Consider the following 16,005-nt stretch of genomic DNA (forward strand, 5'->3'; position numbering starts at 1 on the left):
GACCTCCGGAGATTCCTTCGCGGTGGATTTGGGGCTAAGTGAATTCTAAGTTTATTAACGAAGTAATAAGGTAAATAATACAGTGTGAGGCACTAAACCAGAAGCAGCCCTTTTTGCCAATCATTGATTATTTTCATAGCCGCTCTTTCTTCATCGACTTCACCTTTCTTCTTCAGGAAGTTACATCCTTTTCCTATGAGTAGAATTACATCATAAGAATCCTGTCCTTCTATTGTGATATGGTATAAGGATTCCAGGGCAGTTTTATTTTCTGCGCAAAGTTTCTCTATAATCTTCATAGCTACCCCGATTTTATCTTTCAGGTGCGTTGCATCCTTCACCCCAAGAAGACCCTGGATATATTCGTCGTTCTCACCAAATGGTATCACACCCGGAGTATCGATGAACATGATTCGTGAACCTGCATCCACAAGCTGGACCCCTCTTGTAAAACCTGATATCGGGGACGTCCTTGCTGAATGCTTTCCTGACACACCGTTTATCACCGATGATTTCCCCGTATTGGGATAACCAATTGAACCCACCAGTATGTCACGCCCTTTTATGCCTGCGATTTCAAGGATTTTGTGTCTTAACAGCGTTGTCCCGAACTTTTCCTTATTGGACACAAAGACTGTGGGTGCGACCTGTGATAATCGGGATTTGTTTTTCTCAAGCGTCTCCCTTGATACAAGATCGCATTTGTTGATGACTATTATGAAAGGCTTATTTGCACGCATTATATCCCGCTCAATCTCGCTATTTCTGGTCTCGTCCGGGAACCTGGCATCAATTACTTCAAGAAGAATATCGGCTTTTTTTATAACATCCTTTACCATCAACTTGTAACTTGCCATGCATGTGCTATTATGCAGGATGATATAAGGATGTATTGTGAATGAGAACTCCGGAAAAATCCGGAAAAAATTCCCATGCGATCAATTTATAAAGGTTGTCTACCTGAAGAGAAAAGAAGTTGACAATGGTGATAATATGTCTGAATTTACAAATAATTTTAAAGATATATTCATAAAATATGAATCCGCGAAATATGATTTCTTTAAATGGAGATTTGAATCAAACTTAGTAAACAAACTTGCCCTGGCATTTATTTTTGCCGGCCTGACAGGAATATTTGCGCAACTGCGGTTCTATCTTCCTTATACACCTGTGCCGGTCACTGGCCAGGTCTTTGCAGTTCTTCTTTCAGGAGTCATTCTTGGGAAATGGTATGGCGGAATAAGCCAGGGATTATATGCAGTATTGGGCGTTGCCGGAGTTCCATGGTTCAATGGGGGAAAAGCAGGTTTAGAAATTCTCACAGGAGTCACCGGTGGTTATATAATCGGTTTTATTTTTGCTTCATTAGTAATCGGCTGGTTCACTGACAGGTATATAAAATCCAGGAGTTTTGCAGGTCTATTCAGCCTGATGCTTCTTGGTATTGCGATAATATACCTTTTTGGCGTTGTTCAGCTATTGTTTGTACTTGGAGTTAATGTACAAAAAGCCATTGAACTCGGGGCACTGCCATTCATTGGTATCGATATATACAAGGCATTGATAGTTTCGGCGATCGCTGCTGCAATCGTACCTGGAAAAGCATTCGGGAATGAAATCGATGCGAAATCCCGAAAAAAGACCTAAAAAGGGAAACTAATAATTCTATCCAGATCAACATTTTTCTCAATGAGGGATACAATATTCCCAGGTATCCCTCTTTCCGAGCATATAGAAGGATCATTGGGAATAACTCCTGATATGGGGATCCCGGTAAGTTCATTTATGATTCCGGGATTTTTGTCTTCAATAATACCGCCCCTGTAATTGTTTATTATTACCCCTATTATTTTAATCCCTGACCTTTTTGCATATTCTATCGTGAGAACTGTATGGTTTATAGTTCCAAGACCTGCTCTGGCAACGACTATGGCAGGAATATCCATATATTTTATTAAATCAGAAATAAGGAACTTTTTCTTTACAGGGACAGCAATACCCCCTGCTCCCTCGACAATTACAATATCATGTCTTTTTTCAAGTTCTATGTAAACATTTTTAATAATATCAATGTCTATGCTTATTCCTTCAATTTCTGCAGCGATCCCTGGCGCCATCGCTTCTTTCAGTAGATAAGGACATGTCAACATCACGTCAGCCTTTATTTCGATCACCTTCATCATGAGTTCGGCATCCGGGGAATAAAGTTTACCGTTTCTTATTCCTGCGCCGCTCTGGACAGCTTTCATCACACCTATGCTATATCCTTTATTTTTAATGGCTCCTGCAAGTCCTGCTGCTATCACTGTCTTTCCCACATTTGTATCGGTTCCTGTAATGAATATCCCGGTCATATTAATTATCATAGATTGAATTTTTCTTTTACAATTTTAATAGCAACAAGTGCATCGCTTATATCCTGCTTACTATGGGTTGCCATCAATGTAGTCCTTATCCTGCCTACACCTTCCGGCACCGTTGGAGGCCTGATTCCCTGGACAAAAATACCCTGTTTTTCAAGCAAAAGAGCAGCTTTCATGGTTGTATCCGTATCTCCTGTTATTATGGGAACGATCTGGGTTTCACATTGAATATTAAATCCCACATCAATAAGCCCTTTTTTATAGATCGCGACATTCCTCCAGAGTTTTGTTGCCGGATTTTCTTCCCGGATAATATCAATGGCAGCAGCGGCAGCAGCCACGGCCGGCGGTGGAAGTGCAGTTGAGAAAATAAATGAACGTGAAACATTTCGAAGATATTCTATAAGCTCGTTATTTCCGGCAACGTATCCCCCGGAGCTTGCAAGGGCTTTGCTAAGGGTTCCCATTGTAATATCAGCATCTACATTGAAATGATCCCCTGTACCCCTGGAATGTTTGCCAAGAACGCCAGTAGCATGGGCATCATCTACCATGACCATTGCATCGAACCTCTCTGCGATCTCTATGATCTCAGGGAGAGGCGCTATATCTCCATCCATACTGAAAACACCATCAGTTACAATTAGTTTTTTGCTGTTTTTCGATGCACCAAGCTCTTTTTCAAGACAGGAAACATCTTTATGGGGATAGACTTTCACATCTGCGCGGCTAAGTCTGCAACCATCGATAATGCTTGCATGATTGAGTTCATCGCTTAGTATCAGATCGCCTCTTTTCATCAAAGCTGATATAGTTCCGATATTTGCCATATATCCCGAGCTGAATACGATCGCATCCTCCGCACCCTTAAAATCCGCTATTTTTTCTTCCAGCTTATTGTAAATGTCAGTGTTCCCGGTAGTCAGCCGGGATCCCCCCGCGCCTGATCCGTATATTTCTATTGTATCAGCCGCAGCTTTTTTCACTTTTGGGTGAGTGGCCAGGCCAAGGTAATTATTAGACGATAGAAGTATGTATTCCCTGCCATCTTTTTTTATCCTTGGGGACTGGGCAGATCCGATCGTCCTGAGTTCCCGATATAATCCTTTACTTTTAATTTGTCCAAGCTCATCTGAGAGCCATTTCATTTTCATTTAACGAATCTTGGCATGAGTTCGGCTGACCCGAACACACCGTATATTCCACGTTTATGGAACTCAAAACCTGCTTTCATCCATCCAAGAGCAGGCCCAACTACATTAGCCGCCATTGTGGTCTCATCACCCAGAATGAACCTGTGGCTTGAAACAGCCCCATCAAATGTCTTTCCTGTAAGGGTCATCGTAGTGCTTACCGGTTTCCTGGGATTCCTGGTATCAACTACTCCGCTAACAGCTACTTTTTCGCGGGATACGATACCGGCTCTCTCAAGAAGCACATCATCTGCATGTTCCATTTTGTGTAATTGCAGAATGCCTTTTCTGTTATCGAGTTCATTTTTTATATGGGCACATGTCATATTTGCCGCTTTTTCAAGATTAAAGCCCTCAAGATGCGCTATATCTTCCCGTATTGTTGCACGATACGATTCCCAGTTTGATACCCCTACTCCGAAATTTATATCGACGTTCGTTACTTCCATAAAAGAATTTGCCGCAATAGCGGCAGCACAGGTAAGTAATCCAGGTGTAGCGCCTGCTCCTGTAATATATGTAATACTGGTATTTTTTATAATATCATCCATCCCAAAGATCATCTCAACAGCCTGCGACCGTTTCATGGCATCCACCATCACACCCTTAAAACCTGCTCTGGCAAACATCGATACAACCTCAGGGATAAAGTTGTTCGTGAGGTTGGGAAGAGCCAGGAAAATACCATCAAATTCCCGGCAATTTTCAACAATGCAGGATATTGCATCATCAGTTCTTATGCCAACATCACCCAGCTCTTTGTTTTCAAGAAGCTCAGGATCTATCCCATTATGATCGATAATATAGCCGGTCTTGTCAGCAATTGCTGCAAGTCTCATTTCCTTTTTCCGCCCAAGTATTTTTGCGGCTGCCATTCCAAGACCTCCTGCACCAAGAACAGCGATGTTTGCGGTTTCATTCATATCTGGTTTTTTTAATTTCATTACCTGTATTTGTTCCATAGTCATTCCTCAAATTTTAATTTGATTTCTAATAAGCTCCACAATTCCGCCGAATTTATTCACAAGGACCGGAGTCTTCTCAATCTCAGTAATATATTTTCCATGGTCGATATCATCCACAAAAAAAACTCGCCCCCCTAATTGGCCACCTTTCTTTTTCAAATGTGATATCCTTATATATCCCATTTTTTGTGAGGCCACATAACCTGCTGTATATGATGGATCATCAGACCAGCAAAGTTCCGCAACTGTGCCTTTGACCGATGCTACTTTTGTTGCAAGTATAAGCGCTTCGCTTATATTTTTAAAATACGATGACAATCCTGAGCCTGAAAGCTCTTTAAAAAGTTCATTTGAAGCTTCGTCTGTAATATCCATACGGGATGCACGGATACCGCGAATCCTGTCAGGTTCAATCCTGTTCCCCTTCAGATCCATGATTATCGCACCCCGCATATTTTCACCATTAGCAGGGCCTTTTTCAAGAAGAGAGATACTTTTTTCAACGCACAAGGCCGGTATTTTGAGTTCCCGGAGTAATTTTCGCGCAAGAATCTTCCCTTCGATCTCATTTTCAACATTCGCCAAAATAAGCGGGAGAGAAGTAACTTTCTTAATAGGAGTTTTTAATGATTCAACGGTTATATTAATAAGATCGGGTTCTCCTTTTTCATGTGATAATGCCCGTTCAACAAGTGCAGAAACGGTTGTCTGGATTTCTGGTATATCAACGAGATTCTCAGCTCCTGATATGTGTTTTTTATTTTTTTCTGCTCTCATCCGAATGCTAAACATGAACACCTCCTGGGATCAGTCCGAGGTCAGTTATCATCTGAATATCATCACGCGGCGTTCTGCCCCCGGTGGTCAGATAATTGCCTAGCAGCAACCCATTTGCCCCTGCTAAAAGGCATAAGCTTTGTAAGTCCCTGAGGTTTTTCTCCCTGCCTCCTGCTATCCGGATATTTTTTTCTGGAAGAATTAGGCGAAAAATAGAAATTGTTTTCAGGATTTCAAAGGGCATTATTGGTTGTTCAATATCAATAGGCGTTCCTTTGATTGGATTTAATATATTGATGGGGATGGAATCAACATCCAGATCCCTCAGGGTAAAAGCAAGTTCCAGCCGATCACGTATCGGCTCACCCATTCCGATAATCCCTCCGCAGCATATTTCAAGCCCTGCATTTTTTGCAATATGAATTGTTTTTATTTTTTGATCATACGTGTGCGTTGTACATATTTTATTAAAAAAGTTCCTTGAGGTCTCAAGGTTATGATGTATTCGTGTAGCTCCTGCACTTTTGAGGGCTAAAGCACGTTTAATTGTAAGCATACCTGAAGAAATGCAGACCGATAAACCAGTTTCAGTCCTTATTCTTCGTATAGAACTTAATATATTTTCAAAATCTTTACCATTTACTTCTTTTCCGCTTGTAACAATGCAGAATCTTGCAGCCCCTTCTTCTTCCATCAATTGCGCCATGTTGAGGATATCTTCTTCATCCATCAAAGGATATGGCGTAATTTCTGTATCGTTATGAACAGATTGTGCACAGAATTTACAGTCTTCGGGGCATAAACCGCATTTTGCATTTATTATGGAACAAAGATCAACCCTGTCACCAAGTTTGGAACGGACATGGTTTGCAAGAGAGAATAGCTCCATGCATTCATATCCTTTTAGCTTCATGAGTTCCAGAGCCTCCAGGAAGTCTATGCTTTCACCGTTTTCAAGTTTTGTTCGCAGTTTTCTTAGCATGATTTGAATGATTGTTAACTTTTTTGCCATAGATGTTGACAATAAATTAATATCTTATGGTCGTGTTTATTGTTGAAAAGTATAGAGTACTACATTATCAAGTATGCCAGTAGGAAAAGAAATGATTCAAAACAAAAATATTTCGTCTATTGTTAAAGAAGTTTCCCTGATTGACATTAAAAGCAATATACAGCACCTGACTGGCTTTTCAACCCGTTTTACATTCTCAGATAAAGCAGCTCTGGCCAGGGAGTGGATATACGGGCAATTTAGCATCATGGGATATTCTGATGTGGAATATCATGATTTTATTCTTTGCGACTCAATACAGAAAAATATAGTCTGTACAAAACATGGGAAAGGAGAACCGGATAAAATCCTTATCCTTTGCGCACATTATGATTCGATAGCAAAATCAACAGTAAATTGGGATTGGCAAACATGTCCCGCCCCAGGTGCGAATGATAATGCAAGCGGTGTGGCTGCCATGGTTGAGATTGCACGTCTCATCAATAATGTAGATATGGATTATACGATCCGTTTTATTGCCTTTACTGGCGAGGAACAGAACCTGTGGGGCTCCAGGGCATATGCAGATCACGCCCTTTCGAGCAAAATGAATATCGTTCTGGTCATAAATCTTGATGAAATAGGATATTCTGATGTAATGTCTAACTGGAAAGTCATTATTGGAGAAGACCAGGGAAATCATATTTTCCCTAAAAATATTGATTCCCATAAATTCGCAGAAGTGATGAAAAGGGCTGCTTCCGGCTATACGAATCTTACTGGCAGATTGTCAGACCTCTGGCATAGTGATCACATGCCTTTTTTATCAGCAGGTTATGCAGTCGTTGGGGTATGCCAGGCAGACAGGTCTCCTCATACACATAAGATAACCGATACATATGACAATATAGACATTAACTATGTAGTTGAAGTGACAAGAATGACAGTTGCATCGATAATGCAAATAGCTGGAATTAAGCATGGGAAGGAAATGGAACCTGACCCTATCCGGTCTTTAATCATTAATCCGGAGATATCAAAATGATCCATATCGCTGATTCTTCCTTATTCATTATCGGGAAAAGGATCGAAGGAAATATAATAACAGTCCCCTCAGTTGTAGATGAGATCAGGGATGAGAGGTCTCGTACAATAATGGAACTAATGAATGTAAGGATCGAGCCTCCGCTTCAAAGTTGTATCATGGAAGTAACAGCGAAAGCCAGGACAACCAGAGATAGTGAAGAACTCTCAAAAACCGATATAGACCTGCTGGCAAAGGCTCTTGAATATGCCCGGAATGAAGATACGATACTTATCACCGATGATTATGCTGTCCAGAATACCGCAATCCAGCTGGAAATAAAGGTCATGCCTGCAGGACAGAAAAAGATAAAGGACGTTCTTCTCTGGGAAAAATTCTGTATAGGATGCAAGCGGCGGTTCCCGCAGGGGGATGACTGCCCTGTGTGTGGTACGCCTCTTAAGAAAATGAGAAAGAAATGATTTTTACAGTCCTGGTAGTTCTGATAGTCAGGGATTAAATACAGGATAAAACCATATGCATTTACAGGAAGGAACCCGTAAATGAAATATCCAATGGGGAGGGAACGCGCATGAAAAGAGGGATCATTTCAAAAGTATATATAATAAAGACAAACGAAAGAAGTTCGGGAATAAAAGAGCTATTGAAATATTTCGATTTAGACAAATATTCTGGCAAAAAAATTTCGCTCAAAGCGAACTTCAATAGCCCGGATCCATACCCGGCATCCACACATCCTGATACTATATCAGCGATGATTGATTCTTTCAGGGAAAAAGGAGCAAGTATCGTAATTGCTGAAAGAAGCGGTATGGGAGAAACCGAAAAAACGCTGGAACACCTGGGGATCATGACACTTTCAAAAAAGCATGGGTTTGGTGTAGTTATCCTTAATGATTTGAAAGGAAGTGAATGGATACAAGAAAAGCCTGCAAATAGCCACTGGAAAAGAGGCTTCCTTTTTCCAAAATTATTCCGGGATGCTGATTTCATAATCCAGACCTGCTGCCTGAAAACCCACAGGTTTGGGGGTCATTTCACACTGTCTCTTAAAAATAGCGTGGGCATGGTTGCCAGGTATGATCCTGAAGATAACTATAATTATATGTCTGAACTCCATTCTTCAAAATACCAGAGACAGATGATAGCGGAAATAAATACAGCTTACGAACCTGATATCGTAATAATGGATGGGATTTCAGGATTCTCAAAAGGCGGGCCGGAAGAAGGAACGCTAATCAAACCCGGAATCATGATCGCAAGCAATGACAGGGTAGCTCTTGATGCTGTGGGTGTAGCGATTTTGCGTATTTATGGCACGACAGGGGAGGTTGAAAGAGGCAATGTTTTTGAGCAGGAACAGATTGCAAGAGCTGTGGAATTGGGTCTTGGAGCATCAGGGCCTGATGAGATCGAGATCGTCGCTGTAAATAACGAAGCCAGGGAAATATGCGATAGCATCAGGAAAGAACTTACAGGATAATAAAGAAATAATCCAGTGAGGTCTCAAATAACTGTATTTTCAAATATTTTTCATATCAGAAGCATTTTTAAAGAAAGAAAATAGATTCTAACCCGATGGTTGGAGGCAATATTTTTATAGGCAATGTAACCTTAGAAGATTTTTTGATATTCATATTTATTTTCCTTCTTACCGTGATCTTAGCTAACATATCATACGCTTTATTGAGAAGATTATTAGATGACAAGCTTTCATTAGGTAATTCGAAATTAATAGCCATAACCATACAATATGCCATTTACTCACTGGGATTTTACTATGGCGTGCGTTATGTACTTAATTTAGATTTAAATGCATTAATTGCATCACTTGGCATATTTAGTATTGCAATTGCTTTCGGGGCTCAGCAAATAATCCAAAATTTCATAGCCGGAGTATTGATTTCAGTAGTAAGACTTATCCAGATTGATGACTGGGTTGAAATTGGTGATACAGGAATAAGCAATATAAAGGAAATTAAGCTGACTCGCACGGTTTTAAGAAATAGAAATGGAAGATTGTTTTATGTACCAAACTCGGTCATGGTCTCTACTGTTGTTATTAACTATACAAGGTCAGGTTTTACAGAGGTTCCGATACTATTATCAATACCTTATTCTTACGATTTTGAAAAAGTCAAAAATATCGTTAAAGAAGTTACAAATAAACATCCAAAAGTACTTCCTAATGTATCCCGGATAGAAAAAGGTATTATCTCCCAATTATTTGAGTTATCCAGCTTTAAAATGTTATTTAAAGATAAATTGGATATGGGAGTGTTCGAGCCGAAAGTCTTGATCTCTGATATTTCGGATTCCAAAATAACGTTCAGTATAAGAATCTGGATAAGAGAAATTGATAAAAAAGATGAAATAGTTTCTGAGTTGTTAGAAAATTTATTGGCGAAACTAAAAGTAGAAAAAATTGAACCAATATCAGGAACGCCTATAAAAGTACCTGGATAATGCTAAAAAAATCCTTCTATCAATAATCAGGTTCTATTCCCGCAGGTCTTGCTCAGTTCTCCCTCTAAATGATATATGGGATTCTTTGTTCGTCCTTTCATATACAGGTAGGAGCCAGCGCCTCACTGAATTTTGCATCAGTATTTTTTGTTGTTTTACTTTGGGCCTCATCTAGCATTTTTTCTAACAATTCGCTGGTGGATAGTAAATAACTTACCCTCTCAAGATCAATTTCTGAAATATCTTTATAATTTCTCATTTTTTCACCTCTCTGGTAATCCATTAGACTATCTACTGAAATATATAAGGCATCAGCCATTCTCAAAAAATGGAAATGATATTCCCGAATAAATGAACTAAACATTAATGAACTGCCACGCTACAAGCAGCAGGTGGCGGTTCACTGTGAATCATTCTATTCATTGACTCTATACTTATTCAAAAGTTGGAGTATACTCCACGAATTTTGATACTGCTATTTTCGCTTTTTTAAATTACAATCCCTATCAATATCCTCCGCTTGTAGCCGTTGCAACGGGAGATGATGTAACTCCTCCTGTGGCAACAGGAGATGATGTAACGTTCGTTGATGCAATTGTAGTATTAAGTCCTACGACGAACCAGGTATTATTCACACCCTGGCCATTTGTATCCCCGCGTTTTGTATCGTTAGCATAGTAGTATAGTGGCATTTGTTTATAGGTTGTTTGCTCGAACCCATAGCTATTGGTAATAAGACCGAAATTAGAACTATTCATTATAGATGGCCCAACGATATTCTCACTATAGAAAGCAGGCCATATCTGCGAACAATTCCCTATACAATTGCTTACTCCGGGCCTATCTTTAGTAAAAAGATAAAGAGTATTTCCCTTCGCGTCAACGATGAATTTCAGACTGTTTTTATCTGCGAGAAAAACTGTATAATCTGATCTGGCGATAAACCACCTTCCGTTCATCCCATCTCCCTTAGTATCACCTGGATTTACATCATTAGAGAAATAGTATAATGGCCAGCCTTTATAGGTTGTTTGTTCCTTTCCATCACTCCTTGTAATTGTTCCAAAATCAGAAGAGTTAAGTCCGGAAGAGACAGTTATACCCTCTTGATAGAAACTAGGCCAACTATTAAGACAGGTACCTGTGCATTTACTATCTCCCATAATATCGCTTGTAGACATGTATAGTGTTTTTCCTTTACTATCAACGATATAATTTCCAGCAGAGACTGTAACCGTTGATGGCCCTGCTGTAGGCTGTGCTACAGGCGTTGCTATAGCTGATGTTCGCTGTACAGCTGTTGTTACAGATGGTGTTGGTTGTACAGACGCTGTTACAGATGGTGTTGGTTGTACAGTTGTTCGTTGAGTGCAACCACTAACGACTAATAGTGCTAATATCCCAAATAATACTACTAAAGAAGAATTAATCTTCATTCATATCACTCCAATAAATAATTGACAATACTATATATTAAGTTTATGTATGCAAAAAAGGTGGGATAGTCCCGGGCGGATTCGAACCGTCGTCTCCGGCTCCAAAGGCCAGAAGGATTGACCACTACCCTACGGGACTAAACCCTAAATCGCAACTAAACTACTTATTCTTTATGGGGATTTTATAAGTACGCCCTTGTGAGCCTGTCCTTATGTTCCTTATATTTCCTTCGAAAAGAAGTATCATCCATCATCAGATCAACCTGCTGCTTAAGTTTCTGCTCAAGCTGGGCCTGTTTACTTGAGAGATGTTCCTTACATAGAAGATTGGATGAATCGGAAGAAAAATTCTGTATCCCTGCCATTATTACTGAAATTTTCCTGTCAATTGGAGTAACAGTCCCGAAAGGCACAGGAGACCCGTTTTTCATTATTTTTTCAAGATCGTCATCAAAATTTGATACTTTCATGCCAACAGCTATGGATTCTCCCGGGCTTACCTCTTCCGATTTTACCTGCCATAATTTTTTATCGCCTGCAATGAAGGTGTCATTATATTCGCGGTTAATGCCGCTTAATACGCGCCATTCCGATTTATTTTTGCTCTTATCGTAAGTTTCTTTTATGTTCCCCATCAGGGAACTTACGCTCTTTATCGCCATTATGCGAACATACCTCTTGGCGGTTCTGACCTTTTGCAAAACGATTCGGAAAGCGCTGACTCAAAATGTGCCATTGTTACTTTGCCGCCCTCCAGTATGGCTTTATGCAATGCGTTCTTTAGCAATTTTTCGACAAGATCCCTGCCGGAAAAACCCGGTGTGAGTTTTGCGAGCGCTTCAAGATCCACATCTTTTGCCAGTTTCTTCGGGAACGTTCCAGTATAGAACTTCAATATTTCAATCCTTTCCTCAATCGTTGGCAGGGAGAATCCGATTTCCTCTTCAAAACGGCTGCGTATTGCGGAATCAAGCGTATGGAGCATGTTTGTGGCTGCAATAGTGCATATCCCTTCATGTTCATCTATCCCATCCAGTTCGGTGAGGAGCGAATTTACAATTTCAGATACATCACCGCGGATCTCCTGGTAATTCCTGTTAAGCGCAATAGCATCAAATTCATCAATAAATATAATGCATGGCGCCATCTCCTCAGCTTTTTCATATAGCTGGTGGATCTGTCGCGCCCCGTCACCAACGTATTCCCCGATGAGTTTCGTGGCGCGTACTGGCAGGAAAGTGACATCGGTGGAGGTTGCCAATGCCTTCGCCATCATGGTTTTTCCTGTTCCTGCAGGTCCGTGGAACAAAATATTCCTGGGTACCCATGTACCGAATTTCTCAGGGCTTTTAAGATAGCTCTCAATAAGCTTACATTTCTGTTTTGCTTTCTCCTGTCCTATGATATTCTTGAAAGTAACTTCTTTTTTCATTTCAGGGACGAAGAAATCAGTATCATAATCTTCAACAGTGAATTTTGTATTTTCTCCTATCTCAGAATTATCAGGTTCAACTTCAATTACTTTAAAAGCAAAATCCGGGAACATTCTCCTGTCAAACAGGAAGTCTCCTTTTTTTATTATGAATCCATTCCACTGCTCTCTTGCATAGAACTCAAATACATCAAGCTCCGAGGTTTCAGGATATTCATGGAACATTCCTTTCAAGGGGTAACCGGCAGGTTTTACTTTTACTGTTTTTGCTCCTTTACATTTAATGCCGGGCTCGTATTTTGCGCCTTTTTTATTATTTACCCGTTGTTTTGCTCGCATAATTCAAATATTGTCACTCATCTATTAAACGATTGCCCTGTTTATTGATTCTTCCGGAATTCTTTTATACCTGCGCCTGTGTTTTTCAAAAGGTTTGATGCCAATTCCTGGGATGGCCATGAACCAAGCCCGCAGTCAGGACCTGCATATTTGATCCTGTCTCCGAATATCGAATATGCCTTTTCAAGCCTTTTTGCGATAATCTGAGGTGTTTCCATCTGTGTTGTAATTTCGTCTAACTTTGCAGGTTCTTTCCAGACATTCGTGTTGTATTTTTCATTAAGGACCGCGGCCATTCCGAAAATATCAGTACGCGAAACCCCTACCCTTAAGAATTTGTCGTAATCCCCGAGGTCTTTTTTATCAATAAGGTCAAGATACGATGGATTGGCAGCAGATTCAACACCGATTATCCCGATTGATGGCACCCTGCATACGAGTTTATAATGAAGGGGGGAATGAAGATGGATTTCCGTATCGATTTTATTTAAACCTGATGTTTTTGTGGCAAGGGTAAGAGCCTCTATCATATCAGCATCATTGAACATGATCTGCGGGTTTATCCCTATACTTGGCTCATCTATCGAGATAACCGCAATCCGGAATTGTTTTGCATTATCAATGGAATTATTGACAAAGCGGTCAATACTTGTTGCGAATGCATCCAGGACATCTTTGTAGGCTGTCCCGCCGAATTGCTTTAAATATAATTCTATCGGACCTGTAACGCAAAGCCTTACATTTAATTTCTTTCCGGTTTTTTTTAAATATTGTGCGCCTACGTCTTCCATTGCCGAAAGTTCCATTATTCTTGCCCTGTCCATTCGGACAATGAGCGGCCCTTCCTGGGCAGATTCATCATTTATGATTTCAAGGAACATCTGGTTCATGTCCCGGAACTGGGGATATGTGGGAACATCCACGCCAGCATCGATTTTCTGCTGCATCGCACTTTTAAGGATGTCTGGTAATTTCGGATCATTGCCTTTCTTTGCCTGCTCTACCCATTCCCTGCTTATGCCTTTTGGCAGCGGGAAACTTCCGATATCATCAAAAAGTATCATATGACTATTGATTTCTTTCTATCAGTTTATAGTTATTGAATCTATAAGTTTAAAGTTATTGATTTCATGATATCCAGGCAGAAAGAGAAGCCGATTACAGATCATGTAATAATACCAAAATTTTATTTTATAAATAATATAATATCACTAAACGAAATGCTTATATAGAATTACAAACAACGAGAATCCCTCGTACAATCACTTGAATTTGTACAGATTATCAGATAAAATTTTAACGGAGGCTTATTATGGCAGGACAATTAGGAGGACAGCCAATCTTTATTTTAAGAGAAGGCAGTCAAAGAACAAAAGGAAGAGAAGCACAGAATAATAACATAATGGCAGCTAAGGCCGTAGCAGCAGCAGTAAGGACCACCCTTGGACCAAAAGGAATGGACAAAATGCTCGTTGACTCTATGGGAGATATCGTAATCACCAATGACGGCGCAACCATTCTTAAGGAAATGGATATCGAACACCCGGCAGCCAAAATGATCGTTGAAGTCGCAAAGACCCAGGATGATGAGGTCGGAGACGGCACAACCACAGCCGCAGTTCTTGCAGGTGAATTCCTGAAGAATGCAGAAGAACTACTGGAAATGGGAGTACATCCAACAGTTATCGCAAGCGGATACAGGCTTGCTTCAATAAAGGCAAAAGAGATCCTTCAAACGCTTGCAAAAAAAGTAACAAATGAAGATAAAGACTTATTATTAAAAATCGCAGCAACTGCAATAACCGGAAAAGGCGCAGAAGCATCAAAGGATGTTTTCGCAAACCTTACAGTAGATTCCGTATTAGCTGTAGTTGATAGTGAAAACGGCAAGAAAAAAGTTGATGTCGATGATATAAAAGTCGAGAAGAAAGTAGGCGGAAGTGTTGAAGATTCAGAATTGATCGAGGGCATGGTAATTGATAAGGAAAGAGTCCATACCAACATGCCAAAGAAAATCACTGATGCCAGGATACTGCTCCTGAACGAAGCACTTGAGATCAAGAAGACCGAAGTTGACGCGGAGATCTCAATAAAATCACCCGACCAGCTCCAGTTATTCCTTGACCAGGAAGAGCAGATGATACATGACATGGTCACAAAGGTAATTGACTCAGGCGCTAACGTCCTGTTCGTGCAAAAAGGAATTGATGATATTGCCCAGCATTATCTCGCAAAAGCCGGAATATATGCAGCAAGGCGTGTAAAGAAGAGCGATATGGATAAACTTGCACGCGCAACAGGCGCCAAGATCCTGACAAGCCTCAAAGAAATAACTGATTCCGATCTTGGAAAAGCAGGTCTTGTCGAGGAAAAGAAGATCGGCGACGAAGCCATGACATACATAACAGAGTGTAATAATCCGAAAGCAGTCTCAATAATCCTTCGCGGCGGAACAGAACACGTAGCCGATGAAGCAGAGCGTGCATTACATGACGCACTTCGCGTTGTGGGCGTTGCAATAGAAGATGAGACACTTGTAGCAGGCGGAGGCTCACCTGAAATTGAACTTGCACTGCGCCTGCGTGAATACGCAAGCACCTTGAAAGGCAGGGAACAGTTAGCAGTTGCCAAGTTCTCTGAAGCGCTTGAAGTTATCCCGAGAACACTTGCAGAGAATGCGGGTCTTGACCCTATCAACATGCTTGTTGAAATGAGAAGCCAGCATGAAAAGGGCAATAAGACAGCAGGTCTTAATGTGTTCACAGGTAAAGTCGTGGATATGTGGAAAGAAGGCGTTGTAGAGCCACTCAGAGTAAAGACCCAGGCTATCAGTTCCGGCACTGAAGCAGCCACCATGATCCTTCGCATTGACGATGTACTGTCCAGCAAATCCACGCCAGGAGGCGGCATGCCACCAGGCGGACCCGGAGGCATGGGTGATATGGGCGGTATGGGCGGAATGGATTAAAAGCGGGTATTTCCCGCTTTCTTTTTTTAG

General features: G+C 40.7%; 17 protein-coding genes and 1 tRNA gene. 6 read left to right on the forward strand and 12 right to left on the reverse strand.

The genetic code is table 11. The features are described 5' to 3' along the window. Positions 1-92 precede the first annotated feature (92 nt). Complete coding sequence (gene rsgA / locus FIB07_04215; protein ID NJD52053.1) at positions 93-857, reverse strand: GTPase RsgA; 765 nt, start codon at positions 855-857, stop codon at positions 93-95. Positions 858-993: 136 nt separating this feature from the next. Here rsgA and FIB07_04220 point away from each other — a divergent pair, with 136 nt between their 5' ends. Then, the gene (locus FIB07_04220; GenBank protein ID NJD52054.1) at positions 994-1,647 is read left to right on the forward strand and encodes a biotin transporter BioY; all 654 of its coding nucleotides are present in this window, start codon (positions 994-996) and stop codon (positions 1,645-1,647) included. Here FIB07_04220 and bioD read toward each other — a convergent pair. Genes bioD through bioB form a run of 5 tightly spaced genes read right to left on the reverse strand, consistent with a single transcriptional unit; the run spans position 1,644 to position 6,289 of the window. Beyond that, on the reverse strand, positions 1,644-2,366 hold the full coding sequence (bioD, locus tag FIB07_04225) for a dethiobiotin synthase (GenBank protein ID NJD52055.1): 723 nt from the start codon (positions 2,364-2,366) through the stop codon (positions 1,644-1,646). The genes FIB07_04220 and bioD overlap by 4 nt on opposite strands. Next, positions 2,363-3,511, reverse strand: a complete 1,149-nt coding sequence (bioF, locus tag FIB07_04230; protein NJD52056.1) for an 8-amino-7-oxononanoate synthase — start codon at positions 3,509-3,511, stop codon at positions 2,363-2,365. The genes bioD and bioF overlap by 4 nt, the downstream gene beginning before the upstream one ends. Before the next feature lie 2 nt (positions 3,512-3,513). Beyond that, positions 3,514-4,479 (reverse strand): saccharopine dehydrogenase-like oxidoreductase, encoded by a 966-nt coding sequence (locus FIB07_04235; GenBank protein NJD52057.1) that lies wholly within the window; start codon positions 4,477-4,479, stop codon positions 3,514-3,516. Between the two features lie 48 nt (positions 4,480-4,527). Then, entirely contained in the window at positions 4,528-5,313 is a 786-nt protein-coding gene (locus FIB07_04240) for a 6-carboxyhexanoate--CoA ligase (protein NJD52058.1), read from the reverse strand. After that, positions 5,306-6,289: a biotin synthase BioB gene (bioB, locus tag FIB07_04245; GenBank protein ID NJD52059.1), complete on the reverse strand. Its 984-nt coding sequence runs from the start codon at positions 6,287-6,289 to the stop codon at positions 5,306-5,308. Before bioB ends, FIB07_04240 begins: the two co-directional genes overlap by 8 nt. A gap of 94 nt (positions 6,290-6,383) precedes the next feature. Here bioB and FIB07_04250 point away from each other — a divergent pair, with 94 nt between their 5' ends. The 4 genes from FIB07_04250 to FIB07_04265 all read left to right on the forward strand — a co-directional run bounded on the left by FIB07_04250 (position 6,384) and on the right by FIB07_04265 (position 9,800). Beyond that, positions 6,384-7,334 (forward strand): Zn-dependent exopeptidase M28, encoded by a 951-nt coding sequence (locus FIB07_04250; protein NJD52060.1) that lies wholly within the window; start codon positions 6,384-6,386, stop codon positions 7,332-7,334. Next, positions 7,331-7,795: an NOB1 family endonuclease gene (locus tag FIB07_04255; GenBank protein NJD52061.1), complete on the forward strand. Its 465-nt coding sequence runs from the start codon at positions 7,331-7,333 to the stop codon at positions 7,793-7,795. The genes FIB07_04250 and FIB07_04255 overlap by 4 nt, the downstream gene beginning before the upstream one ends. A gap of 125 nt (positions 7,796-7,920) precedes the next feature. Then, positions 7,921-8,817: a DUF362 domain-containing protein gene (locus tag FIB07_04260; protein ID NJD52062.1), complete on the forward strand. Its 897-nt coding sequence runs from the start codon at positions 7,921-7,923 to the stop codon at positions 8,815-8,817. Positions 8,818-8,912: 95 nt separating this feature from the next. Continuing rightward, positions 8,913-9,800: a mechanosensitive ion channel gene (locus FIB07_04265; protein ID NJD52063.1), complete on the forward strand. Its 888-nt coding sequence runs from the start codon at positions 8,913-8,915 to the stop codon at positions 9,798-9,800. 97 nt (positions 9,801-9,897) lie between these two features. Here FIB07_04265 and FIB07_04270 read toward each other — a convergent pair whose 3' ends face one another. The 6 genes from FIB07_04270 to FIB07_04295 form a co-directional block, all read right to left on the reverse strand. Continuing rightward, the gene (locus FIB07_04270) at positions 9,898-10,119 is read right to left on the reverse strand and encodes a hypothetical protein (protein ID NJD52064.1); all 222 of its coding nucleotides are present in this window, start codon (positions 10,117-10,119) and stop codon (positions 9,898-9,900) included. A gap of 187 nt (positions 10,120-10,306) precedes the next feature. Continuing rightward, a complete protein-coding gene (locus tag FIB07_04275; protein ID NJD52065.1) occupies positions 10,307-11,236 on the reverse strand; it encodes a hypothetical protein in 930 nt (309 codons plus the stop codon). 66 nt (positions 11,237-11,302) lie between these two features. After that, a tRNA-Gln gene (locus FIB07_04280) sits at positions 11,303-11,375 on the reverse strand. Between the two features lie 43 nt (positions 11,376-11,418). Further along, the gene (locus FIB07_04285) at positions 11,419-11,898 is read right to left on the reverse strand and encodes a hypothetical protein (GenBank protein ID NJD52066.1); all 480 of its coding nucleotides are present in this window, start codon (positions 11,896-11,898) and stop codon (positions 11,419-11,421) included. Then, positions 11,898-13,007 (reverse strand): AAA family ATPase, encoded by a 1,110-nt coding sequence (locus tag FIB07_04290; GenBank protein ID NJD52067.1) that lies wholly within the window; start codon positions 13,005-13,007, stop codon positions 11,898-11,900. Before FIB07_04290 ends, FIB07_04285 begins: the two co-directional genes overlap by 1 nt. Before the next feature lie 41 nt (positions 13,008-13,048). Beyond that, on the reverse strand, positions 13,049-14,071 hold the full coding sequence (locus FIB07_04295; protein NJD52068.1) for a methionine synthase: 1,023 nt from the start codon (positions 14,069-14,071) through the stop codon (positions 13,049-13,051). 248 nt (positions 14,072-14,319) lie between these two features. Here FIB07_04295 and FIB07_04300 point away from each other — a divergent pair, with 248 nt between their 5' ends. Next, complete coding sequence (locus tag FIB07_04300) at positions 14,320-15,975, forward strand: thermosome subunit (GenBank protein NJD52069.1); 1,656 nt, start codon at positions 14,320-14,322, stop codon at positions 15,973-15,975. Positions 15,976-16,005: the final 30 nt, after the last annotated feature.

The organism is Candidatus Methanoperedens sp. (assembly GCA_012026795.1).
In the GTDB taxonomy this organism is placed as follows: Archaea; Halobacteriota; Methanosarcinia; order Methanosarcinales; family Methanoperedenaceae; genus Methanoperedens.